Source organism: Acidimicrobiales bacterium (genome assembly GCA_035533595.1).
GTDB lineage: Bacteria > Actinomycetota > Acidimicrobiia > Acidimicrobiales > Bog-793 > DATLTN01.
The window spans coordinates 1-23,173 of record DATLTN010000055.1 but is presented as its reverse complement, the minus strand read 5'-3'; the positions used below and the strand labels follow the sequence as shown (position 1 = coordinate 23,173).

General features: G+C 73.2%; 20 protein-coding genes and 1 tRNA gene. 12 read left to right on the top strand and 9 right to left on the bottom strand.

What is annotated here, in order from left to right:
* The coding region (locus VNF07_10420; protein ID HVB06645.1) for an ATP-dependent helicase at positions 1-1,450 on the bottom strand (1,450 nt) is incomplete at its 3' end.
* A 115-nt stretch (positions 1,451-1,565) separates the two neighbouring features.
* Here VNF07_10420 and VNF07_10415 point away from each other — a divergent pair.
* The 10 genes from VNF07_10415 to recA all read left to right on the top strand — a co-directional run bounded on the left by VNF07_10415 (position 1,566) and on the right by recA (position 13,302).
* Positions 1,566-2,309 (top strand): alpha/beta hydrolase, encoded by a 744-nt coding sequence (locus VNF07_10415; GenBank protein ID HVB06644.1) that lies wholly within the window; start codon positions 1,566-1,568, stop codon positions 2,307-2,309.
* The gene (gene murF, locus VNF07_10410) at positions 2,306-3,862 is read left to right on the top strand and encodes a UDP-N-acetylmuramoyl-tripeptide--D-alanyl-D-alanine ligase (protein ID HVB06643.1); all 1,557 of its coding nucleotides are present in this window, start codon (positions 2,306-2,308) and stop codon (positions 3,860-3,862) included. The genes VNF07_10415 and murF overlap by 4 nt, the downstream gene beginning before the upstream one ends.
* A 60-nt stretch (positions 3,863-3,922) precedes the next feature.
* Positions 3,923-5,038 (top strand): hypothetical protein, encoded by a 1,116-nt coding sequence (locus tag VNF07_10405; protein ID HVB06642.1) that lies wholly within the window; start codon positions 3,923-3,925, stop codon positions 5,036-5,038.
* A gap of 14 nt (positions 5,039-5,052) precedes the next feature.
* Positions 5,053-5,943, top strand: a complete 891-nt coding sequence (locus VNF07_10400) for an alpha/beta fold hydrolase (protein ID HVB06641.1) — start codon at positions 5,053-5,055, stop codon at positions 5,941-5,943.
* A 31-nt stretch (positions 5,944-5,974) separates the two neighbouring features.
* A complete protein-coding gene (locus VNF07_10395) occupies positions 5,975-6,718 on the top strand; it encodes a DUF4389 domain-containing protein (protein HVB06640.1) in 744 nt (247 codons plus the stop codon).
* Positions 6,719-7,439: 721 nt separating this feature from the next.
* On the top strand, positions 7,440-7,628 hold the full coding sequence (locus VNF07_10390; protein HVB06639.1) for a CPBP family intramembrane glutamic endopeptidase: 189 nt from the start codon (positions 7,440-7,442) through the stop codon (positions 7,626-7,628).
* A 43-nt stretch (positions 7,629-7,671) separates the two neighbouring features.
* Positions 7,672-8,946: a 30S ribosomal protein S12 methylthiotransferase RimO gene (rimO, locus tag VNF07_10385; protein ID HVB06638.1), complete on the top strand. Its 1,275-nt coding sequence runs from the start codon at positions 7,672-7,674 to the stop codon at positions 8,944-8,946.
* A complete protein-coding gene (locus VNF07_10380) occupies positions 8,943-9,512 on the top strand; it encodes a CDP-alcohol phosphatidyltransferase family protein (protein ID HVB06637.1) in 570 nt (189 codons plus the stop codon). The genes rimO and VNF07_10380 overlap by 4 nt, the downstream gene beginning before the upstream one ends.
* Positions 9,513-10,763 (top strand): competence/damage-inducible protein A, encoded by a 1,251-nt coding sequence (locus tag VNF07_10375; GenBank protein ID HVB06636.1) that lies wholly within the window; start codon positions 9,513-9,515, stop codon positions 10,761-10,763.
* A gap of 187 nt (positions 10,764-10,950) precedes the next feature.
* Positions 10,951-13,302, top strand: coding sequence for an intein-containing recombinase RecA (gene recA, locus VNF07_10370; GenBank protein HVB06635.1), 2,352 nt, complete (start codon positions 10,951-10,953; stop codon positions 13,300-13,302).
* A 91-nt stretch (positions 13,303-13,393) separates the two neighbouring features.
* Here the strand turns inward: recA and VNF07_10365 are convergent, their stop codons facing one another.
* Entirely contained in the window at positions 13,394-13,999 is a 606-nt protein-coding gene (locus tag VNF07_10365; protein ID HVB06634.1) for a DsbA family protein, read from the bottom strand.
* An 85-nt stretch (positions 14,000-14,084) separates the two neighbouring features.
* Here VNF07_10365 and VNF07_10360 point away from each other — a divergent pair, with 85 nt between their 5' ends.
* Positions 14,085-14,693, top strand: a complete 609-nt coding sequence (locus VNF07_10360) for a GNAT family N-acetyltransferase (GenBank protein ID HVB06633.1) — start codon at positions 14,085-14,087, stop codon at positions 14,691-14,693.
* Here the strand turns inward: VNF07_10360 and VNF07_10355 are convergent.
* The 6 genes from VNF07_10355 to VNF07_10330 form a co-directional block, all read right to left on the bottom strand.
* Positions 14,686-15,663 carry a LysR family transcriptional regulator gene (locus VNF07_10355; protein HVB06632.1) on the bottom strand — a complete coding sequence of 326 codons (978 nt, stop codon included), beginning with the start codon at positions 15,661-15,663 and terminating at the stop codon, positions 14,686-14,688. The two genes, VNF07_10360 and VNF07_10355, sit on opposite strands and share 8 nt — an antisense overlap.
* A 188-nt stretch (positions 15,664-15,851) precedes the next feature.
* Entirely contained in the window at positions 15,852-16,775 is a 924-nt protein-coding gene (locus VNF07_10350) for a lysophospholipid acyltransferase family protein (GenBank protein HVB06631.1), read from the bottom strand.
* Between the two features lie 12 nt (positions 16,776-16,787).
* A complete protein-coding gene (locus tag VNF07_10345) occupies positions 16,788-18,374 on the bottom strand; it encodes a lactate racemase domain-containing protein (GenBank protein HVB06630.1) in 1,587 nt (528 codons plus the stop codon).
* Positions 18,375-18,402: 28 nt separating this feature from the next.
* Positions 18,403-19,626: a zinc-binding dehydrogenase gene (locus VNF07_10340; GenBank protein HVB06629.1), complete on the bottom strand. Its 1,224-nt coding sequence runs from the start codon at positions 19,624-19,626 to the stop codon at positions 18,403-18,405.
* Positions 19,623-21,977, bottom strand: a complete 2,355-nt coding sequence (locus VNF07_10335; GenBank protein ID HVB06628.1) for an HAD-IB family phosphatase — start codon at positions 21,975-21,977, stop codon at positions 19,623-19,625. Before VNF07_10335 ends, VNF07_10340 begins: the two co-directional genes overlap by 4 nt.
* Before the next feature lie 35 nt (positions 21,978-22,012).
* Entirely contained in the window at positions 22,013-22,633 is a 621-nt protein-coding gene (locus tag VNF07_10330; protein ID HVB06627.1) for a hypothetical protein, read from the bottom strand.
* Positions 22,634-22,715: 82 nt separating this feature from the next.
* Between VNF07_10330 and VNF07_10325 the strand changes: the two genes are divergently transcribed.
* Positions 22,716-22,792, top strand: a tRNA-Val gene (locus VNF07_10325).
* A 13-nt stretch (positions 22,793-22,805) separates the two neighbouring features.
* Here VNF07_10325 and VNF07_10320 read toward each other — a convergent pair.
* Positions 22,806-23,173 (bottom strand): tyrosine-type recombinase/integrase (locus VNF07_10320; GenBank protein ID HVB06626.1); only part of this gene is annotated, 368 nt, incomplete at its 5' end.

The window sequence follows — 23,173 nt, the reverse complement described above, 5'->3', positions numbered from 1 at the left end:
CGGCGGAGGAGGCTTCGCCACGCAGCTCCCCGCGCGCCCAGGCGGCGAAGCCCGCTCCGCCCCCGCCCGGGTCGAATGTCTCGTAGTCCCGGCAGAGGCGGGCGAGCGCCGCGAGGTCGAGCCGCCGCTCGAGATCCTCCTCGGTCTCGAGCTCCGGCCCCGGTCCGGCCGAGACTTCCTCCAGGTCGGCGACGAGCCTGCCGAAGGCGTCGGACGAGGGCTGGGCGGCGGCCCGCCGGAGGAACTCGCGTACGGCGGAGCGTTGCAGGAACGAGGTGCTGCCACCGACGCGGTGGGGGATGCCCACCGCCGCGCAGGCCTCCTGAAAGGCCACCAGCTGGGCGTTGGTGCGCGCGAGCACGGCGAGCTGGCTCCAGAGGCGGCCCGGCGCGTGCGCACGGCGGAGGGCCGCCGCCACTCGCGATGCCTCCTCGGCGCCGCTCGAGTAGGCGGTGACGCTCGGGACGGGACCGTCGCCGCGGCTCGAGCGCGGCACCGCCGCCAGGGTCGAGCGGCCGCCCCCGCCCGAGAGAGCGGCCCTTCCGAGCGCCAGGACCTGCGGGGTGGAGCGGTAGTTCGTGTCGAGCCGGATGGTGGCCACAGCCGGCCAGCGCCGCTCGATCGTGGTCATGATCGCCGGGTCCGACCCGTTCCAGCCGTAGACGGCTTGATCCGGGTCACCGACCACGCATATGTCCCGGTTGTCGCCGAGCCAGGCTTCGAGCAGGCGCAGCTGGGCCGGGTTGAGGTCCTGGAACTCGTCCACGTAGAGGTGCCGGAAGCGCCAGCGCTGCGCGGCGGCGAGGTCGGGGTCGCCCGCGATCTCCTCGGCGAGGCGGCGGAGGAGGTCGTCGAAGTCGAGGAGCCCGCGACGGTGCTTCTCGAGCTCGAAGACCGAGAAGCACTCGGCGACGACCTCGGGCTCCAAGGGGGAGCGCCGCTCGGCGCGGGTCGCCGCGGCGGCGTAGCCGGCGGGGTCGACGAGGCGCGCCTTGGCCCAGTCGATCTCGGCGACGAGCGCGGCGAGGCCCTCCCGCCCCTTCACCGGGAGCGCCCCCTCGGCCGCCAGCCGCTCGAGGAGGCGCTGGCGGCGGTCGAGGACGACGGGGAGGGAGCGGCCGCGGTCGAGCGCGAGGCGGCGGAGCTCGGCGAGGGCGATGGCGTGCAGCGTCCCGGCGGTGACCGGCCCCCCCGCGCCGAGGCTCGAGAGGCGCTGGCGGAGCTCGCTCGCCGCCTTGCGGGTGAAGGTCGCGACGAGCGTGTGCCCGGCGGCCGCGCTCCCCTCGGCGATGCGCCACGCGACTCGCCGGGTGAGGACGCGGGTCTTGCCCGAGCCGGCGCCGGCGCGTACGAACAGCGGGGCGTCGTCACTTGTGATCGCGAGTCGCTGCTCGTCGTCGCAGTCCGCAAGGAGCTGCTCGTGGCCGCCGGACACAGGAGAGCGTGGCACCGAGGGGACCGTAACCCTCCGCTGTTGCAAGGGGGCGGAGGCGGGGCGGGCGCTACTTTCTCCGCATGGCCGAGCCGGGGCGCGCGCGACGGACCCCGCGCGCGGGAGGCGACAGGTGCTGACCTCCTTCGCCGGGGCGACGCTGTTCGGCGAGCGCTACGGCGACGACGAGCCGACGGTGCTCGCGCTGCACGGCTGGCAGCGCAGCCACACGGACTTCGCGGCGATGTTCGCCGAGGTCGCGGGGCGCGGCATGGGCGGCGTCGCGGTCGACCTCCCCGGCTTCGGCGCGACGCCCCCGCCGCCCGCGCCCTGGGGCTCGGCGGAGTACGCCGCGGCGCTCGCCCCGCTGGTCGCCGAGCTCGGTCGGCCGGTCGTCGTGCTCGGCCACTCCTTCGGTGGGCGCATCGCGCTGCACCTCGCCGCCGCGGCGCCCGCCCAGGTGCGGGGGCTGGTGCTCACCGGGGTGCCGCAGCTCGGGGAGCCCGCCGCTGGGCCCCGCCCGCCGGCCGCCTACCGCGCGCTGCGGGCGCTGCGTCGGGCCCGCCTCGTCGGCGAGCGCCGCCTCGACGTGGCGCGCGAGCGCTACGGCTCGACCGACTACCGCGCCGCCAGCGGGGTGCTGCGCCCGGTCCTCGTGCGGGTGCTCGCGGAGCGCTACGACGAGCAGCTGCGCGCGATCGGCGTCCCCACAGAGCTCGTCTGGGGGGAGCACGACACGGCCGCGCCCCCCGCCTCGGCGCGGCGCGCCGTCGAGCTGCTCGCCGACGGGCGCCTCACCGTGCTCCCCGGCGTCGGCCACCTCGTCCCGATCGAGGCACCGGCGGCGCTCGCCGCCGCGTTGGAGCGCCTCGGATGACGGTGCTGCGGGTGATCGAGGTCGCCGCCGGCCTCGCCGCTTTCTCGCTCGCCGCGCTCCGCTGGCTGCGGGTCGCGCAGCGCGAGCACTACCTCCCCGGCTCGGTGCTGCGCTTCGCGCTCCGCTGGTGGGGGCTCGGACCCCTCCCCGTGGCGCTGTTCCTGGCCGGGGTCGCGGCGACCGCCCTCGGCGGGGCGGTCGCGCCGCTCCCCCTCGTCGGCGCGCTCGTCGCCGCGGCGGGGCCGCTCGGCCTTGGCCTCCGGGGGCGCACCTCGCCGCTCGCCTTCACCCGTCGGCTGCGGGCGCTCGCCGCGCTGAGCGCGCTGCTCGCGCTGGCGGTCACCGCGCTTGGCCTGCTCGCGGGGTGGGCGGGGGCGGCGATCGCCGCCTGCGCGGTGGCGCTCGCCGCCCCGCTGTTCGTCGACGGGGCGGGCGCGCTGCTCGCGCCGTTCGAGGAGCGGGCGGCCACCCGCTACGTCCGCCAGGCGGAGCGGCGCCTCGGCGAGGTGCGGCCGCGCGTCGTCGCGATCACCGGCTCGTACGGCAAGACGACGACCAAGGGCTACGTCGCGCACCTGCTCTCGGGGCATTTCCAGGTCCTCGCCAGCCCCCGCAGCTACAACAACCGCGCCGGCCTCGCGCGCACGGTCAACGACCTGTTGGCGCCGGGGACCGAGGTCTTCGTGGCCGAGATGGGCACCTACGGACCGGGCGAGCTGAAGGCCCTCTGCCGCTGGCTCACGCCGGAAGTCTCGATGATCACCGCGATCGGCCCTGTCCACCTCGAGCGCTTCGGCACCCTGGAGGCGATCCTCGAGGCCAAGGCCGAGATCACCGAGCCGGCGCGCGCGAGCGTGCTGAACCTCGACGACCCCCTGCTCGCGAAGCTCGCCGGCCGCCTGCAGCGGGAGGGGCGGAAGGTCATCGGCTGCTCGGCGACGCGCAGCGACGTCGACGTCGCGGTGCTGCGCGAGGGCGAGCACCTCTCGCTGTATCGCGCCGGGGTGCACTTCGGGAGCGCGCCGGTGCCGCCACAGGCCGCGACGATGGCGCTCAGCAACCTCGCCTGCGCGGTCGCCGCCGCGCTCGAGGTGGGTGTCGCCCCCGAGGAACTCCCCGGGCGCCTCGCCGGCCTCCCCGTCGCCGAGAACCGCCTGCAGGCCCGCGAGGGCGCCGGCGGCGCGACGATCCTCGACGACACCTTCAACTCCAACCCCGCGGGGACCGCGCTCGCCCTCGGCGCGCTCGTCGCGACCGGCGCCGCGCGGCGCGTCGTCGTCACGCCGGGGATGGTCGAGCTCGGCGCGAGCCAACGCGAGGAGAACACGCGCTTCGGTCGCGCCGCCGCGGAGGCGGCGACCGACGTCGTCGTCGTCAGCCGCACCAACCGCAGCGCGCTGCTGGCGGGGATCGCCGAGGCGCGCTCCGCCGGTGCCGAGGTGCGCGTCGAGGTGGTGCGCCACCGCGACGACGCGGTCGCGTTCGTGCGCGGGGCGCTCGGCGAGGGTGACGCCGTCCTCTACGAGAACGACCTCCCCGACCACTACCCGTAGCCGGCCCCAGCGGACGCGGGGTGGCCACGGGGGCGGGTCGGCTCCCCTAACATCCGCCGGATGTCGGAGCGCTTCGAGCACGTCGCCGTCGTCTTCGGCGGCCCCTCCCCCGAGCACGACGTCTCGGTCCTCACCGCCCTGCTCGCGGCGCGCACGCTGCGCACGAGCCCGGTGGTCGGCGAGCTCACGCTCGTCTACTGGTCCAAGAACGGCTCGTTCTTCGACGTCCCCGGCGAGCCCGAGGCGCGGGACTTCACGGAGGGCGCGCCGAAGGGTTCCGAGCAGGTCGAGCTCGCCCTCGGCCCCGGCGGGGGCTTCGCGCGACGCTCCCGCCGCGGCCCCCGCCCGCTCGCGATCGACGCCGCCCTCGTCTGCTGCCACGGCGGCCCCGGCGAGGACGGGGCGCTGCAGGGCGCGCTCGACCTCGCCGGCGTCGCCTACACCGGCCCGACGGCGCTTTCGGCGGCGCTCGGGATGGACAAGCTCGCGGCGGGCGCGGTGGTGCGCGGCGCGGGGCTCCCGAGCCTCGACCGCGTGCTGCTCGACGAGCGCGCCGCCCCTCCGGAGTTCGCCGGCCCCTACATCGTGAAGCCGCGCTTCGGGGGCTCCTCGATCGGCATCGAGGTGATCGCCGACCACCCGACGGCGCTCGCCCGCAGGCGGGCGAGCGTGCACCTGCGGCGCGGCGCGGTGCTCGAGCCCTACCGCGCCGACCTGTTCGACCTCCAGGTGGCGGTGCTCACCTACCCCGAGCTGCTCCTCTCCGACATCGAGCGGCCGACCCGCGAGGGCGGGGAGATCCTCGACTACCGGGCGAAGTACGTGGCGGGGGAGGGGATGCACGAGGCGGCGCGCGAGCTCCCGGCGCAGATCTCCGAGGCTCTCGCCACGCAGCTCCGCGAGGCGGCGGCGACCGCCGCCCTCCTCCTCGGCGCCCGCGGCGTCGCGCGCATCGACTTCCTCTCCGACGGCGAGGTGCTCTACCTGAACGAGATCAACACGATCCCGGGCTCGCTCTCCCGCCACCTCTTCATCAACCCCCCGCTCGCCTTCTCCGAGCTCCTCGAGCGGATGCTCGAGGAGGCGCGCGAGCGCCCCGCGGCGCAGTTCTCGGCGGCCGGCGCGGACGGGACGGTGCTCGCCGACGCGCAGAGCATCGCCAAGAAGCTCGGCTAGTCCGGGGCCGCGCGGTGGCCCCCCGGAGCGAGCGGCTCCTTGCTGTCGGCGCGCTCAAGCTCTGCGCGGCGCGCGACGACGAGGACAAGGGCGCCTGCCCCCTCCTCCTCATCGGTGGCCTCGGGATGCAGCTCACGGCGTGGCCGGCGGGATTCCTCGACGCCCTCGCGGAGGCGGGCTTCGCGCCGATCGTCTACGACCACCGTGACACGGGACGCTCGACCGTCCTCGCCGAGGCAGGCGCGCCCGACCTGCTGAGGGCGCTGCGCCGCGACCGAAGCCGCCTCGCCTACGGCCTCGAGGAGCTCGCCGACGACGCCGCCGGCCTCCTCGGCGCCCTCGGTGTGCCCCGCGCCCACGTGCTCGGGATCTCGATGGGGGCGATGGTCGCCCAGCTGGTGGCGCTCCGCCACCCCGACAAGGTGCTCAGCCTCTGCTCGATGATGGGCAGCACCGGGCGGCGCGGCGTCGGGCAGGCGAGCAACGCCGCGCTCGCCGTGCTGTTGCGCGGCGGGCAGGTCGACGAGGACGGCGCGGTCGCCCTCCGCATCACCCAGCGGCAGGTGACGGCGGGGCCGAACGAGGCGATCGATGCCAGCCGCGTGGAGGCCGCGGCGCGCGCCCAGTTCCAGCGGGGCCACCACGCCGAGGGCTCGGCCCGCCAGCTGGCGGCGATCCTCGCCGCCGAGGACCGCACCGAGGCGCTCGGCACGCTCTCGGTCCCGACGCTCGTGGTGCACGGCGACGCCGACGAGATGGTCGACCCCTCGGGCGGGGTGGCGACGGCCGAGGCGGTACCCGGGGCGCGCCTGCTGATGGTCCCGGGGATGGGCCACGGCCTCCCCTCCGGCCGGTGGGAGGAGCTGGTGCGGGCGATCACCGCGAACGCGGGGGTCGCCGGGTAGCTTCACGCCAGAGCAGCGAGGGAGGAGAGCGTTGACGGCTTCCTACGAGGATCCCCGCCCCTTCGTCGCCTTCCCGCCCGCCGAGGTGCAGCGGCGGCTGACCGTCCTTTTCCGCCTGCTGCTCGCGATCCCCGTCTCGCTGTGGCTGGCGATCGTCGGCATCGCCGCCGGGCTCGGTGCGATCGTCGGCTGGTTCGTCGCCCTGGTCGTCGGCCGCCTGCCGCTCGGCCTCGCCGGGCTGCTCGCGGGCTACGTCGAGCTCGAGCTGCGCGTCACCGGCTACCTCACCTTCGTGAGCGACGAGTACCCGTCGTTCTCGCTGCACCCGACGCCCTCGCCGGCCGGCTTCGCCTTCGTCGTCACGCCGACCCGCCTGAACCGCCTGGCGGTGCTCTTCCGGATCGTCCTCGTCTTCCCGAAGTCCGTCCTGAGCGCCCTCGTCAGCCAGGGCCTGCGCCTGTTCTCGGTGCTCTCCTGGCTCGTGACCCTCACAACGGGGCGCCTCCCGCTCCCGCTGCACAACGCCACCTGCGCCGTGCTCCGTTACCGGGTGCGCACCAACGCCTATCTGCTGATGCTCACCCCCGAGTACCCCCGCGACCTCTTCGGCGACGGCGAGCCGCAGCGCTCGGACTACGGCCTTCCGAGCTCGAGCGGCGACCTGCTCGTCCTCTCGGGCGGCGAAAAGGCGCTGATCGTCCTCTTCGCCGTGCTCGGGATCGTCGGCTTGCGTCTGTTCCGGGTCTCGCCCTGGATCAGCCCGCTCCTCCCCTGAGCGCCGCCGGCTGTACGCGCTGTGGGGCGACCCTCGGCGACGGGGCGACCGCCTGTGCGCGCTGCGGCACGGGGGACGAGGCTCCGGCGCGCGCCGCGGACTGGTACCCGGACCCGCTCGTCGAGTCCGAGCTTCGTTTCTAGGACGGTGTGGCCTGGAGCGAGGCGGTGCGCGGCAACCCCCGTCGGGCGCGCCTTCGCCAGCAGGGCCCGGCCGTCGGACCGACGCTGCGGCCGGGCTGGGTGGGCCTCGCCGGCTATCTCCTGTGCTTCGCGCTCGGCCTCGCCCTCGAAGTCCTCGACGTCGCCCTCGGCCGCCCCGGCGGGAGGAGCGGCGAGTTCATCGCCGGCGAGCTCGGGATCTGGGGGAACCTCGGCGGCAGCTGCCTGCTCGCCAGCCGGCGGCGGGGGAGCGGCTCGCTGCGGCGCGACTTCGGCCTCGTGCTGGTGCTCGTGACCTCCCCCTCGGCCTCGCTGCATCGATCGGTGCGCGCCTCGCCGCCGGCCTTGTCATCGGCCGGTCTTCGCCTCGGGCCCGGGGCTGTTCCGCCGCTCCCTGCAGCCGCTCGGAGACTTCCCCGCAGGTGGCGGCCAGCTCCTCGTCTTCGGCCTCGCGGCCCGTCTCGTCGCCCCCGTCGTCGAGGAGCTCTTCTTCCGCGGCCTCCTGCAGGGCGGCCTCGTCTCCCGCTACGGCCAGCTGAAGGGCATCGCCTCCTCGGCCGCTGCTCTTCGGCGCCGCGCACGCCGCAAACTGGGTGGGCTGGGCGACGCTGTTGAACGTCGCCGGCGTCACCGCCGCGGGGGTCGTCTTCGGGGCGCTCCGCAACAAGACCGGCCGCCTCGGGCCGGGGATGGTCGCGCACTCGCTCTTCAACGTCGTCGCCGTGCTCTCCCTGGCCCTCTCGAGCTGACCGCCCGGCTCTCGGCGGCGGAAGGCCGCTGTACGCTTCGGGGGTGCCGGGCCGCTACTGGATCGAGACCCTCGGCTGCCCGAAGAACCAGGTCGACTCCGACAAGGTCGCCGGTGAGCTGCTCGCGCAGGGTTACCTGCCGGCTGACACCGCCGAGGGCGCCGACGTCGTCGTCGTCAACACCTGCGCCTTCATCGACTCCGCTCGCGAGGAGTCGGTGGAGACGATCCTCGACCTCTCCGAGCGCCGCCGCGAGGGTGCCCGCCTCGTCGTCACCGGCTGCCTGGCCGCCCGCTCGGGCGCCGAGCTCGCCGCCGAGATCCCCGAGATCGACCTCGTCGCCGACCTCGGGGTGCCGGTGACGCTCACCGGCGGCCCGCGCTTTCGCAAGAGCGAGACGGCGACGCCCGCCCTCGACCTCCTCGAGCTCCCCCGCCCGCCGGCGAGCGCGCCCTGGGCCTACGTGAAGATCGCCGAGGGCTGCGACCGCGCTTGCGGCTTCTGCGCGATCCCGAGCTTCCGCGGCCCGCAGCGCTCGCGCAGCGCCGAGGCGGTGCTCGCCGAGGTGGAGGCGCTCGGGGTCCCCGAGATCGTCCTCGTCGCCCAGGACCTCGCCTCCTGGGGGCGCGACCGCGGCGGGCGCGCCGAGCTCCCGGCGCTCGTCCGAGCGGTCGCGGAGCGGGCGGAGTGGGTGCGCCTCCTCTACCTCTACCCGTCCGCGCTGAGCGACGAGCTGCTGGAGACGATCGTCTCGACCGGGGTGCCCTACTTCGACCTCTCGCTGCAGCACGTCTCCCGCCCCCTCGTGCGGCGGATGCGCCGCTTCGGTGAGGCCGGGCGCTTCCTCGAGCGCATCGAGCGGATCCGCCGCCTCGCCCCCGACGCGGCGCTGCGCTCCTCGTTCATCTTCGGCTACCCGGGCGAGACCGAGGAGGACCAGGACGCCCTCCTCGCCTTCCTCGAGGAGGCGCAGCTCGACTGGGTGGGGCTCTTCCCCTTCTCCCCCGAGGCGGGCACCTACGCGCTCGCCCTCGAGGGCGCGGTCGCCCCCGAGCTCGCGATGGAGCGCCTCCGCGAGTGCGCGGAGCTGCAGGACGCGATCACCGCCTCGCGGCGCGTCGCCCTCGTCGGAGCCGAGTGCCGCGTGCTCGTCGACGCCCCCGGCAGGGCGCGCACGACGGGCGAGGCCCCCGAGATCGACGGCATCGTGCGCGTCCCCGAGCACCTCCCCGTCGGCGCCTTCGCCGAGGTGCGGATCGAGGCCGCCGAGGGCCCCGACCTCATCGCTGCGGCGCTGCGCCACGCGGGGCCGGCGTGACGACGGCGACCAAGCCCTTCGGCCCGAGCGCGATCGCGACGCCGGCGAACGCGCTCACGATGGGGCGCCTCGTCGCGGCGCCGGTGTTCGCGGTGGCGCTCACGCTCTTCGGCCCGTCGAGCTGGGTGCTGTGGGCGCTGTGGAGCCTGCTCGCCGCCTCGGACAGCGTCGACGGCCACCTCGCCCGCCGCCACGGGACGACGGTCTCGGGGGCCTTCCTCGATCCCCTGGCCGACAAGTTCCTCGTCGTCGCGGCGCTCTGCGCGCTGATCGAGCGCGGGCTCGTCCCCGCCGTGGCGGTGGCGCTCGTCGTCGCCCGCGAGCTGTTGATGAGCCTTTTTCGCACCTACGCGGCGCGCCGCTCGGTCTCCATCCCCGCGCGCCCGCTCGGAAAGGCCAAGGCCCTGCTGCAGGACATCGCGGTCGGCCTCTTCCTCTTCCCACCGACCGCCCACCACCTGGCGATCGACCGTGGCGTGCTCTGGGCGGCGGTGGCCCTCACGCTGTTGAGCGGGCTGCAGTACCTGCGCGACGGGCGGGCGCTCCTCGCGGGCGGCGGGGCCTAGGTGCGCGCCGAGATCCTCGCCGTCGGCACTGAGCTGCTCCTCGGCCAGATCGTCGACACCAACTCGACCTTCATCGCCGAGGAGCTGGCGGCGGCCGGCATCGACTGCCACTTCCAGACGCGCGTCGGCGACAACCTGGAGCGCATCGTCGAGGCCCTCGAGGTGGCGCTCGGGCGTTCCGACGCCGTCGTCGTCTGCGGCGGCCTCGGCCCGACCCAGGACGACATCACCCGCGAGGCGATCGCCAAGGTGATGGGGGTCGCGCTCGTGCGCGACGAGGAGGCGCTCGCGATCCTCACCGACGTCTTCGCGCGCCGGAACCGCACGATGTCGCCCTCCAACCTCCGCCAGGCCGACGTGCCACAGGGCGCGGCGATCATCCAGCAGGTGCAGGGGACCGCCCCCGGACTGATCTGCCCGGTGGGGGAGAAGGTCCTCTACGCGCTCCCCGGCGTGCCGCACGAGATGCGCGAGATGGTGCTGCGCGCCGTGCTGCCGGACCTCGAGGCGCGCTCGGGGGTCCCGGCGGTGATCGCCAGCAGGACGCTGCGCACCTGGGGCCTCGGCGAGTCGGTGCTCGCGGAGACGATCGCCTCGCGCCTCGACGAGCTCGACGCCGTGGGCCCCGGCGCCCCGACGATCGCCTTCCTCGCGAGCGGCATCGAGGGGATCAAGGTGCGCGTCACGGTGAAGGCGCCCGACCTCGCCGTCGCGACGGCCCGTCTCGACGAGGAGGAGACGGTGCTGCGCGCGATGCTCGGCGAGATCGTCTTCGGCACCGACGACGAGACGATGGAGTTCGCCGTCGGTGACCTCCTGCAGCGCCGCGGCCAGACCCTCGCGACGGCGGAGTCCTTCACCGGTGGCCTCATCTCGGCGCGCGTCGTCGCCATCCCCGGCGCCAGCCGCTGGTTCCGGGGCGGCCTCGTCTCCTACGCGAGCGAGGTGAAGTTCGACCTGCTCGGCCTCCCCGAGGGCCCCGTCGTGAGCGCCGTGGCGGCGGCGCAGATGGCCGAGGGCGCACGCAAGCTGCTGGATGCCGACGTCGGCCTCTCGACCACTGGCGTCGCCGGCCCCGACCCCCAGGACGGCCTCCCGCCGGGGACGGCCTTCGTCGGCATCGCGCTCCCCGGCGCCGAGGCCGCCGGCTTCGAGCTCTCGATGGTCGGGAGCCGCAACCGGATGCGCGACATCGCGACGATCAGCTCGCTCGACGTGCTCCGCCGCCACCTCCTCGCCACCGCCGAATAGCCGCCGGCGCGGCGCCCCCGACGCCTTCACCGCTGTCCGCGCCCAGCTCGGAACCATCCACCCGAACACCTGTTCGCAGAACTACAGTCGTGCAAGTCAGAGAGCGGACAGCGCCGCGGCGATACACCCCCGCCGTAGGGTCCGGCCCCGTTGGCAGCTGGCGAAGCGACGGCGACAGGAGGCAGCGATGGAGCAGGACAAGGCGCTCGAGGCGGCGCTGAGCCAGATCGAGAAGCAGTTCGGCAAGGGCTCGGTCATGAAGATGGGCGAGAACCTCACGATGTCGATCGAGGCGATCTCGACCGGCGCGATGGCCCTCGACATGGCCCTCGGCATCGGTGGGCTGCCCCGCGGCCGCATCGTCGAGATCTTCGGCCCGGAGTCCTCGGGGAAGTCGACCCTCGCCCTGCACGTCGTCGCCGAGGCCCAGCGCAACGGCGGCGTCTGCGCCTACATCGACGCCGAGCATGCGATGGACCCCGTCTACGCGCGCGCGATCGGTGTCGACGTCGACGAGCTGCTCATCTCCCAGCCCGATACCGGCGAGCAGGCGCTCGAGATCACCGACGTGCTCATCCGCTCGGGGGCGCTCGACGTCATCGTCATCGACTCGGTGGCTGCCCTCACCCCCCGCGCCGAGATCGAGGGCGAGATGGGCGACAGCCACGTCGGCCTGCAGGCGCGCCTCATGTCCCAGGCGCTGCGCAAGCTCACGGCGACGATCAACAAGTCCAACACGATCTGCATCTTCATCAACCAGCTGCGGGAAAAGATCGGGATCCTGTACGGGTCGCCCGAAGTGACCCCCGGTGGCCGGGCGCTCAAGTTCTATTCCTCGGTCCGCCTCGACATCCGCCGCGTCGAGCAGATCAAAGACGGGGCGGAGATGACCGGTAACCGAACGCGGGTGAAGGTCGTGAAGAACAAGTGCGTCGCGGCGGGGACCACGGTCTTTGACCCGACGTCCGGCCTCACGCACACAATCGAGGAGATCGTCGAGCAGGGCGAGGGCTCGGCGGTCGTCGCCGCCGACAAGGCCGGGAAGCTGCACATCCGACCGATCGTGACCCGGATGGACCAGGGTGAGCACGAGGTGATCGGCCTCGCCCTCCGCAGCGGCCGGGTGCTCCGGGTCACCACCGACCACAAGGTGCTGACCGACGGAGGATGGCGGGAAGCCGGTGAGTTGACCGTCGGCGACTCGCTGGCCCGCCCCCGTCAGACGTTCGGCTTTGGCCACTCGGAGCCGGTGCCTGTAGCTCACGCCCGGATGCTCGGCTACCTGATCGGTGACGGCTGTGTGACCGGGAAGACCCCGATCTCGTTCACCAACATCGAGGAGGAGCTCCACGCCGATGCCGAGGCGATCGCCGCCTCGCTCGGCTGTCGCACCCGCTACGTGGGCCTGGAAGCCCACTTCTCTCACCGGACTGGTGAACAGAACGGGCTCCTCGAGCTCGCCCGCTGGGCGGGGATCTGGGGGCACACGGCTCCGGAAAAGCGGATCCCTTCTGCCTTCTTCGCTCCTGAGGTCTCCGCGGAAGTGATAGGGAACCTTCTCTTCGGCCTTTTCGAGACGGACGGCTACTGCAGCCGGGAGCAGACCGGCGGCATCCGGTTGGGGTACACGACGACCTCCTACCAGTTGGCGCAGCAGGTTCACTGGCTCCTCCTCCGCTATGGGGTCACGAGTTCGGTGTCGACCTATGACCCGAAGCAGAAGCGGCCGAGCATCATCAAGGGCCGCCGAGTGCAGGGGAAGCTCCCTTGCTTTGAGGTACGGGTCGCTGGCATGGGGAACGTCCTTCGGTTCGCCGAGGCGCTCCCGATGTGGGGGCCGCGCGGGCGCAAGCTCACCGCGGTGCTCGCCGAGGTCGACCGCGGTGTGCATCGCGACTCGGCGGCCGGGTACCTCCCCCACTCGGTGACGGAACCGGTCCTCGGTTACCTCGCCCGGCGGGGTGTGACCGCAGTGCTCGCCGCGACGCTGATCGGCGAGTCGGCGGGCGACCCGCAGGGTGGAATGCGCAACGTACTCGGCGTTAGCCGGATCCGTCGCGACCGCCTCATGCTCCTCGCCGAGGCGCTCGAGAGCGACTTCCTCCTCGAGGTTCTCGAGGAGGAACTCTGGTACGACCGGATTGTCGCCGTGCAGCCGGCCGAGTGGGCGCGGATCTACGACATCGAAGTCGCCGAGGACCACACCTTCGTCGCCGACGACGTGGTGGTCTCGAACTGCGCCCCGCCCTTCCGCACCGCCGAGTTCGACATCATGTACGGGACAGGGATCTCGCGTGAGGGCTCGATCCTCGATGTCGCGGTCGACCTCGGGATCGTGAAGAAGTCCGGAGCCTGGTACACCTACGAGGGCGAGCAGCTCGGCCAGGGACGGGAGAACGCGAAGCAGTTCCTCCACGACACCCCCGAGCTCGCGGTCGAGCTCGACCAGCGGATCCGCCAGGAGTTTTCCATCACCCCTGCCGACGTGCCGATCGGCGAGCGGGCAGAGGACGACGACCCGATCTCGATCGAAGACTGACGGCGAGCGCTCGCGCGGGAAGTGACGGTGGCCCGGGCTATACCCGGGCCACCGTCATTCCTGGGGGATCGCAGGGGGGAAGTTCGCCTCCTCAGCGTGGGATGGAGGTGTGCTTGTACTCGTTCAGCTCAGGGTGGCCGACGACGAGCTCGAGGACGCGGTCGACGGTGTCGCGGGCGAGCTTGCCGTCGCCGGCGGGGCGGGTCATGAGGCGCACGAAGACAGCCTCGTCCTCGGCGATGAAGGTCGGCACGCCGAAGGCTTGGTGCTGCTCCACCGAAGCGGTGTGCTCGTCGCGGATCACCTCGAAGGGCCAGCCCGCCTCGAGCTCGGCGAAGACGGCGTCGGCGTCGACTCCCGCGCGGCTGAGGGCGTTACGGACCTTGGCCTCGTCGCGGAGGTCGTCACCGTCGTCGTGGCGGACGGCGAAGAGCGAGACGTGGGCTGCGGGGAACTGCTCGGGGAAACGGTCGCGCACGACGATGCCGGCCGCGAGGGCGATGAGGTCGGGGCGCTTGCTGGGGTCCTCCCAGGCCGCCGGCTGGCCCTCCTCGGTGTGCACCTGGGTGAGCGAGAAGGCCTTGAACTGCACGTCGTAGTCGGCCCCGCCTTCGAGGGCGGCGATCACGTGCTCGTTCGCGTTGCGGGCGAACGGGCAGCGGTAGTCGAAGTTGATGGTGAAGGCGGGAGTGGTCATACCGCGGCGAACCTCCTGGCGGGTGCAGCTATTCCCGGCGCGGGCGCACCGGGGCGGAATTGCAACCGAGTTGTAGCATCGAGGGGTGATTCCGGTGCGTGCCGCCCGCGCCGCCGACGTCGAGCCGCTCGCTGTCCACCTCGCCCGCGCCTTTCTCGAGGACCCGGTCGCTCGTTACCTCTTCCCCGACCCGCTGCGGCGCGCCGAGTGCCTGCCGCGCTTTTTCACCCTCCAGCTCGAGCACAACTACCTGCATCGCGGGGAGGTGCTGACCACCGACTCGCTCGTCGCCGCTTCGCTGTGGATGCCGCCGCGGCCCACACCACCGCGACTGCGCGACCGCTTCGCCCACCTGCGCTTCGCGCCCGCGCTCGGCGAGCGCCTCGGCGTCACGCGCCGCCTCACCCAGCTCCTCGAGAGCAACCATCCCGTCGTCCCGCACTACTACCTCGGGACCATCGGCACCGACCCCGACCACCAGGGGCGCGGCATCGGCGGCGCGCTCCTCGCCCCGGTGCTCGCCCGCTGTGACGAGGAGGGCTTGCCCGCCTACCTCGAGTGCTCGCGCGAGGAGAACGTCGCCTTCTACGGCCGGCGGGGCTTTTCGGTGGAGCGGCAGATCGACGCCCCCGAGGGCGGGCCGCCGCTGTGGCTGATGTGGCGGGAGCCCCGCCGCGAGCCCGACCTCAGCTGAGGGCGCGCACCCGCCGGTTCGAGCCGTCGGCCTCCGGGGCCCCGAAGCGGGCGAGGTCGAAGGCGACCGGGCGGATGCCCCGCGGCGTGCGGGTGCCGTCGCCGACGATGTCCTGCAGCAGCTGCAGCACGGCGCGCACCGGTGCCGAGGGGAGGCCGCGGCGGCGCTGCGCGACGCCGACGAGGCGGGGCGCGAGGCCCTCCACCGGGACGAGCGCCCACTCCTGGCTGCGCCGCTCGGAGACCGCCCCCGAGGGGAGGATCGCGTAGCCGCAGCCGTCGAAGGTGAGGCCCGAGATGAGGCGGATGCTGTCCATCTCGACGCGCGGCGTGAGCTGCACGCGGTGCGCCGCGGTGACGGCGTCGAGCTCGTCGCGGTAGGCGACGCCGCGCAGCGGCAGCAACAGCGGGAGGCCCGGCAGGTCGGTGAGGCGCACGAGGGGGGCGATCGCGAGCGGGTGGCTCTTCGGGAGGACGAGGACGAGGTCCTCCTCGAACAGCGGCATCGTCCGCAGGTCGCCGCCGGCGGCGGGGAGGCCGAGGACGCCGATGTCCACCTGGCCCGAGGCGAGCTGGTCCCCGAGGCCGGCGGTCGTCGCCTCCATGATCACGAGGCGCAGGTGGGGGTAGCGCTCGGGGACGAGCTCGACGAGCGGCGGCACGAGCCAACGGGCGGCGGTGCCGATGACCCCGACGCGCACGACGCCGCTCACCTCGTCGCGCAGCGCCGAGACGTCGGCGGAGAGGGCGTCGATCTCGCCCATCACGCGCCGCGCCCGCGCGACGACGAGCTCGCCGGCATCGGTGAGCGCGCCGCTCGAGCGGTCGACGAGGTCGGTACCGAGCTCCTGCTCGAGCTTCTTCACGTGCGTCGAGACGTTGGACTGCACCGTCTGCAGGGCCTCCGCGGCGGCCGAGAAGGAGCCGTGCTCAGCGATCGCAACGATGGCGTGCAGCTGGCGGAGGTCCATCGCGAAAGATGATAGCGAATATCTGCCGAAACTGTTTGACCGATGTCGCAGAGGGGTGCATACTGTCTTCCAGACCACAGGAACGACGGATCCCCCCTCCGACATCCGTGAGTCTATGAGAAACGGCCGGATCCCCCCTCCGGCCGTTTCTCGCGTCTGCGGATATCTCCCGCCCGGCTCCGGCGCCCCTACCAGGGCTTGGCGCGCGAGCGACTGCGTGGTCGGGCGTCGCGGCGGGCACTTTCGGGCAACGCCCAGGCACGGCGCCAGGCCGCTGCCTCGGGGCCGCGGATCGGCGGCGTCTCGCCGGCGGCGGCGCGTCGCCGGGCGCTCCACCAGTCCGACTCGGCCTCGTCCGCGAGCTCGGCGACTGCGCCCTCGACGCGCGCCGCGAAGCGCCGCGCGTCCTCGCCCCGCCCCTCGGCGGCCGTCTCGGGCCACAGGGCATCACCGAAGCGCACCTCGACGTGGCCGGGATGGAGGCGCCCCGAGCCCTTCGGGAAGATAGGGCGCACCCCCTTCAGGTGGACCGGCACCACCGGGACCCCGCAGCGCTTCGCGAGGTAGGCGGCGCCGCCCCGGAACTCCTGGCCCCAGCCGTCGGGGCTGCGCCCCCCCTCGGGGAAGATCACGAGGCTCCATCCCTCGGCGAGGAGGGCGGCGGCGTCGTCGGCGCTCTTGCGGTTGACGTGCACGCGGTCGACGGGGATCGCGCCGAGGAGGAACGAGGAGAGGGTCGCCTTCCAGGTGCGGTCGAAGAAGTAATCCGCCGCGGCGGCGACGACGGCCTTGCGGCGGAAGCGCTCCGGCAGCGCCGAGAGCAGGACGCCGGCGTCGAGGTGGCTCGAGTGGTTGCCGGCGAAGATCACCGCGCCCTCGAGGGGCGTGAGGTGCTCGAGGCCGGAGATCTCCGGTGAGGTGACGAGGCGCGTCAGCGGCGCGAGGAGCCCCTCCTGCACCGCGCGGCGCGCGGCGCGCGCCGCCGGCTTGCGGCTCCACTCGGTGTCGTAGTGGAGGCCGACGTGGCGCACCCGGGGCATGCGCTCGAGGTTCGCCGGCCAGGAGGGCGGCCGCAGGATGCGGTCGAGGGCGGAGGGGAGGCGGAGGCTCACGGGTGCCGCTTCCTAGGAGACGTCGGCGAGGAACAGCGGCGGGAGGTGCAGGTGGGTGAGCGTCGGCTCGCGCCCCACCGAGTCCTCGGCGATCTCGAGGGCGTCTGCGAGCGAGGTCGCTGGGCGGAAGCCCATCCGGCGCACGGCCTTGCGGTCGCCGCCGACGACGATCACCTGGGAGAGGTGCTCGAGGGCGTGCGCGCACCAGTACCACATGTAGAAGGGGTGGACCCCGTGGTAGGCATGGCTCGTCCGGTAGAGGTGGATGTACCAGGGGTCGGTGGCGAAGGACTGCTCGTACTTCGCCTCGATCTCGAGCGGGTCGGTCGTCTCGGCGAGGACCTGGTCGAAGAAGTCGATGTAGCTCGGGTGGTGGACGGGGTGGAAGGCCCACGGCGTCGGGTGCGAGAGGATCGCCACGCCGCCCTCGCGCACGACGGGCTTGCCGCGGTAGAGGTTGAAGAAGTAGCCGAGGCCGAGGCACGCGACGAGCAGCGGGTTCATGATCGAGTTCACGTTGTAGGGGCAGATGTAGGGGAGCCCCATCGTGACGATGTCCGCCTGCCCCTCGATCGGGACGAGCTGTTGGCGGTGGACGTTGTCGAGGGTCGAGGCGTGCACCGCCTCCACCTCGCCCGCCTGCACCGAGGTGAGGGCATGCGGTGAGCGGATCGACTGGAAGATCTCGCGCTTCAGCGCCACCGGGGTGCGCTCGAGGGCGGCCTTGGTCGAGAAGAAACCGGCACGGTCGCGCAGCTTCCACTCCCACTCGCGCCGCTGCAGGTAGCCGAACTGGGAGGGGAAGGTGTCGAGGTTGAGGGTCGTCTCGATCTGGAAGACCTTCACCGTCTTCGCGATCACCCGCCCCATCCGCCAGTTCGAGGTGTGCAGCTCGGAGTGGTGCATGTCCATGAACGAGCGCGAGTGCTGCATCGTGCGCACGTTGTGGTGGTGGCGGATGCTGTTGTAGCTGGCGAGGCCGGTGGCGACCGACTTGTGGCCGCCGTCCATCGCCACGAGGTTGATGTTCACGTACACGAGGAGGTCGCTCTCGGCGGCCCGGCGGTTGATCTCGACGTCCTCCTCGGCCTCGGTGACGCCGAGGTGGACGACGCCGTCGGGGTCTTCGGCGTCGTGCTGCAGGAGGTTGCCGCTCGGCGCGAAGGCGTCGAAGACGCGGCCCCCGAGGATGTGGCGCAGCTCGTCGTCGGTCATCCGGCGGTGCAGGGCGAGGGCGGCGATGAGCACGACGTCGTCGACGCCGGCCTGCGCGGCGGCGTCGAGGACCGCCTCGATCACCCGCTGGCGGGCGTCGGGGGCGCGCATCGGGGGGAGGGGGAGGGAGATGTCGTCGAAGGCGATGGTGAGGCGCATCCCTGCGAAGAGCAGCGCCGATAGGGGCGCCGAGTCCCCGAGCGGGTTCTCGAGCGCCTCGCGGATCGTCGCGTCCGGGTCCGCGAGGGCGGCGTGCGGCTCGGGCGGGTAGAGGACGCGGCTACCGACGGGGAGCTGCTCGTAGCGGAATCCCTCGCCGTGCCAGAACAGCGTCGGGGGCGTCGATCGGTCGACCTCGAGGACGAAACCGGGCCTCGGGCTCACATGGTCTCCTTGGTGGTCGCGCGGCGCATCAGGCGCCGCCGGTCTGCCACGAGCGGTTCCGGCGCAGGTCGAAGGCCACCTTCACCGCGCCCCGCTTCCCGGCGTTCGCGGCGTGACGGACCGCGTCCTCGTAGCGCTCCAGAGGGTAGCGGGCGGTCACCAGGCGCTCGAGGTGGGCGGCGGCGACGAGCTCGGTGGCGAAGGTGAAGGTCGGTTCGACGCGGCCGACGAACTCCTCGGTGCCGTAGGCGTAGGTGCCGAGGAGCGAGACCTGCCGCTGCCAGAGGGGGGCGAGGTCGACGTGCACCGTGGAGGGCATGCCGACGAGGACGATGCGCCCGCCCGGGCGGGTGACGGCGAGCGACTGGGCGAGGCTCGCGGAGCTGCCGACGCAGTCGAAGACGACGTCGGCGCCACCGCCGAGGCGTTCCAGGCGGCCCTCCTTGCGGCCGACGGCGACCGAGGCGCTGAGGCGGCGCGCGGCGCGCGGGAGGTCGTCCTCGGCGACCACCTGGTCGGCGCCGAGCGTCGCGGCGAGGTCGCGCTGCACCGGGTGGCGGGCGACGGCGAGGAGGGCGGCCGGGAGGGCGAGCTGGCGGAGCGCGGCGACGCAGAGCAGGCCGAGGGTCCCCGCGCCGAGGACGATCACCCGCTCGCCCTGGGTGACGTCGGCCCGCAGCACGGCGTGCACCGCGCAGGCGGTCGGCTCGATGATCACCGCCGCCTCGTCGGAGAGGCCGTCGGGGACCGGGCGCAGCTGGCTCTCGTGGACGACGAGCTCCTCTGACCAGCCACCGCCGGTGTCCGCGCAGTAGCCGGTCTGCAGCCCCGGGTGGATGTGGCCGAGGGTGAGATTCTCGCAGCGGTCCTTGTGGCCCGAGGCGCAGGGCGCGCAGGGGGGCTCAATGCCGCGCGCCGCGCAGCCGAGCACCGGCTCGATGACGACGCGCGCCCCCGCGTCGGGGCCGTCGACGAGCTCGCCGACGACCTCGTGGCCGGGAACGAAGGGAAAGGTGACGATCGGCTCGAAGTAGCGCGAACTCGTGCCGTCGAGGGTCGAGAGGTCCGAGCCGCAGATCCCCGCGAGGCGCGGGCGCAACCGCCTCCAGCCCGCCGCGGGGAGCGCCGGGGGATCGATCTCCAACAGGCGGAGAGGCCCGACGGCCACCCCCGAGCCGGAGCCGAGCACCGCCGCGGCGATGCGCGCCGCGGCGAAACGCTGCGGCAGGCGCTCGACGACGAGGGCCTTCATGGCCGCTCCCCGCGGGCGAGGGCGAGGCCGGGGGCGCCGGTGCGGGCACCGAGGGCGCGCATCGAGACGGCGAGGGGCTGGCGGGGACCGCCCTTGGCACGCCCCCAGAGCTCGATCGGCCAGCCGCGGCGGCGGGCGATGGTGGCGAGCTTCGGCTCGGGGTTGACGGCCACCGCGTGGCCCGCCGCCTCGAGCATCGGCAGGTCGCTCGCGGAGTCGGCGTAGGCGACGGTCGCCGCCGGGTCGAGGCCGAAGTCCTCGGCCCAGCGCGCCATGAGGAGCGCCCGCGCCTCGCCGGTCGGGGGGGTCTCGACCATCTCGCCGGTGAAACGCCCGTCGCGCTCGCCGAGGCGGGCGCAGACGATCTCGTCGAAGAGCGGCTCGAGGGGGGCGACCACGAAGTCGAGCGCCCCGGTGATGAGGAGGGTCTTGTGGCCGAGGGCGCGGTGCTCGCGCACCCGCGCCAGGCCGTCGGGGAAGGCGCGGTTGAGGATCAGGTCGCTGAACATCTCCCACGCGTCCTCGCGCACCCGCTCGGCGGGCGCGCCCTCGTAGCGGCGGTAGAAGGAGCGGAGGAAGTCGGCGCGGTCGCGCCGGTCGACGGCCAGCAGCCGCGGCCCCTCGAGCATCAGCCCGATGGCGAGCTGGGCGCGGCGCACCGGCTCGAGATGACGGGTCGCCAGCCAGCCGTAGGACTCGACGACGTTCGAGTTGATGAGCGTCTGCTCGAGGTCGAAGACCGCGCAGCGGGGCTCGGTCGTGAGGATCGCGCGCCGTGCCCGCTCCTCGCGTGAGGCCGTCGTGCGCCGGCCGGGGGCGGTGCGGACGCGCGCCTGGGCGACGATCGAGGGGAGGTGGACCTCGCTCACGTAGCGCGGCCAGTCGACGACCGCGGGGTCGAAGTTGAAGGCCTCCCGGTCAGCGGCGCTCATCTTCGCGAGGAGCGCGAGGCTGTGGTCGATGCGAAAGCGCGCCTCGGACTCGGTGTACGCGCCGTAGAGCTCCACGTAGCCGAGGGCGCGCTCGGCGAGGGAGCGCTTTTCCTCGAGGTCCGAGGCGCGCTCGGCGAGCTCGCCGCGGATCGGCAGCAGGTTGACGACCCGCTCGGCACCGCGCAGCAGTTTGGCGGCGCGCCGGAGCTCGCCCTGCACCTTGCCGCGGCCGGGGAAGGACCACTCCGGGACGACGATCGGTTGGCCGCGGTCGTCGTACAGGGGACGCTCGGTGAACCAGTTCTCGCACAGCTTCACGAGCGTCCCGTAGCGCAGCGGGTTCCGCACCCCGGAGGTCACCTGGTAGATGTCCGGCGAGCCGGCGGGGGGCGCCCCCGCGGCGGCAACGGCGATGATCGCCGAGACGACGAGGTCGACGGGGATGACATCGATCACCCCCTCCGGGACGCCCGGGAACTGCGCGAGCAATCCCCGTGCGTAGGAGATGATCACCGGCTCGGCCATCCGAAAGCCGCGGATCCAGCCCGGCTTTGGCTCGGCGAGGGCGGACTCGACGATCGAGGGCCGGATGATCGTCACGGGCAGCGGCCCGGCGCTCTCGCGTAGCGCGACCTCGCCGAGCGACTTGGTGTAGGCGTAGGCGTCGGGCCAGCCGAGGCCCTGGGCGCGGGCGCGGCCGAGCTCGACGAGGCGGTTGTCAACCCATTCGTTGCGCAGCCGCTCGGTCCGCTTGGCGAGGAGCGCCCCACCCGCGGCTCCGATCTCGGTGTGCGCCTTCTTCGCGAACGAGGCGAGGCGGGGCTCGCTGCGGCTCTCGGCGTCGGCGTCCGAGCGGGCGCGGCGGCTCGCCGCGACCTCCTCGTGCCAGTCGGGCACCGAGAGGTAGGGTCCCTCCTCGACTGGCTCCTCGAAGGCGTCCCCGCGGTGGCCGCTGTTCACGTAGGCAGTGGAGACCGCGACGAGGTGCGGGAGGGCTCGGCCGGGGGTCGCCGGCGCGAGGGCGAGCATCGTCTCCGCGACGCGGCTCGGGCCGAGGAGGTTCACCTCAACCGCCTGGTCGAGGGGAGCGTCGAAGCTCACGGTGGCGGCCGAGTGGATGACGATGTCGCAGCTCGCGAAGGTGGCCGAGTCCACCTCGGAGAGGCCGAGGCCCTCGCTGCTGACGTCGCCGCCGATGGTGCGCAGACGCGCCTCGATGACGGCCTCGAATGCCTCACCGAGCTCAGAGCGCAGGCGGTCGAAGCAGTCGTTGCGGACGATCTCGCGCCGCGTCCGGTCGGCCGCGCTGGCGCGTCGACCGGGACGCACGACGACGACGACCTCGCACTCCGGGACGGAGCGGAGGAGGCGTTCGACGAGGGCCGTCCCGAGGAATCCGGTGGCGCCGGTGACGGCGATGCGCTTGCCGGCGAGGGACTGGGCTACCGAGGTAGTCAGCGCCGCCTCCCCGCGGCGGCGCGCTTCGGCGGCGTGTAGCGCTTGGAGGGCTTGGGTCCGACGGGGGTCGGGCGCCGGTCGGGGCGAGTGGTGACGCTCTTGGTCGCGACACCGCTCGCAGTGTCCTGCTTCTTCTTCTGCATCACGCGAAAGATCAGCCAGCTCCCCGCGCTGATGTAGACGACGGCGCCGATGGACTTGTAGTTCAAGAATTCGAGGCCCGTCATGAAGCAGGCGAAGCCGAGCAGGGCGCGCCGGCGCAGCGCGGTCCCGAGGGCGAGGAGGGCGGCCCCGATCAGGCTCGCGATGAGGAAGAAGCTCGCCTGGGAGCGCAAGAGGGCCGTGGCCGCCGTCTTGTACTCGTGGTAGCCGACGACGGCGAGGACGATCGCGAGCAACGTGAGCCCGATGCCGATGATCGACTCGCGGCGGTCAAGACCGTTCACGATGTCCCGACGGCTGAGCGGCGGGGAGGCGGGGCGCTCGCGTTTGGCGCCGGCGGCCAGGCGACCCAGCCCGAGGTTGAGCGGGCGCAGCAGTTTTCGGGCTGCTGCTGCCGACGGAACGTCGCCGTCGGAGCGCTCCGGCGTCGGTTCGCTCGCCGAGAGGTCTGGCACGTCCGGAGAGGCTACTGAACGCGCGGCGTGCCGGCCCCCCCCCGACCTCCTCGAGTGGCACAGCGAGTACGATCGCCCGGTCGGGCGCTTGGCTCAGGTGGTTAGAGCGCAGCCTTCACACGGCTGAGGTCGGGGGTTCGAGTCCCTCAGCGCCCACCAGATAAAGTGCAGGTCAGGCCCTATCTTCGGATAGGGCTTCTTCCTTTTCGGAGTTCGGCGTGCGCGCTACGTGCGCGATCTCTGGAAAGAACCTTCCCTCCAAACGGTCTGCTGCGTCCTGATCTGCCTCGCTCGTCGCCTGGACGTAGAGCGTCATCGTGGTCCGCGGGTCGGCATGGCCGAGTCGAACCTGGGCGGTCTTGATGTCCACACCGAGACGCACCAGAGCGGTCCCTGCGGCTCGCCGCAAGTCGTGGAAGTCAATGTCGGGTACTTCTCGCTCCTTGCCATCCTTGGTCGGCTTGCGAGCCTTCGACTTCTTGAGATCGAAACCGGTGAGTTCTGCCTTCTCGATGGCAGGCAGCCATACGCGGGGTCTCC

What these genes read in the sequence shown, in the direction of transcription:
- murF (HVB06643.1), top strand. Translation starts at nt 2,306, where the DNA reads ATGACGGTGCTGCGGGTGATCGAGGTCGCCGCCGGCCTCGCCGCTTTC.
- VNF07_10405 (HVB06642.1), top strand. Translation starts at nt 3,923, where the DNA reads ATGTCGGAGCGCTTCGAGCACGTCGCCGTCGTCTTCGGCGGCCCCTCC.
- recA (HVB06635.1), top strand. Translation starts at nt 10,951, where the DNA reads ATGGAGCAGGACAAGGCGCTCGAGGCGGCGCTGAGCCAGATCGAGAAG.
- VNF07_10365 (HVB06634.1), bottom strand. Translation starts at nt 13,999, where the DNA reads ATGACCACTCCCGCCTTCACCATCAACTTCGACTACCGCTGCCCGTTC.
- VNF07_10355 (HVB06632.1), bottom strand. Translation starts at nt 15,663, where the DNA reads ATGGACCTCCGCCAGCTGCACGCCATCGTTGCGATCGCTGAGCACGGC.
- VNF07_10340 (HVB06629.1), bottom strand. Translation starts at nt 19,626, where the DNA reads ATGAAGGCCCTCGTCGTCGAGCGCCTGCCGCAGCGTTTCGCCGCGGCG.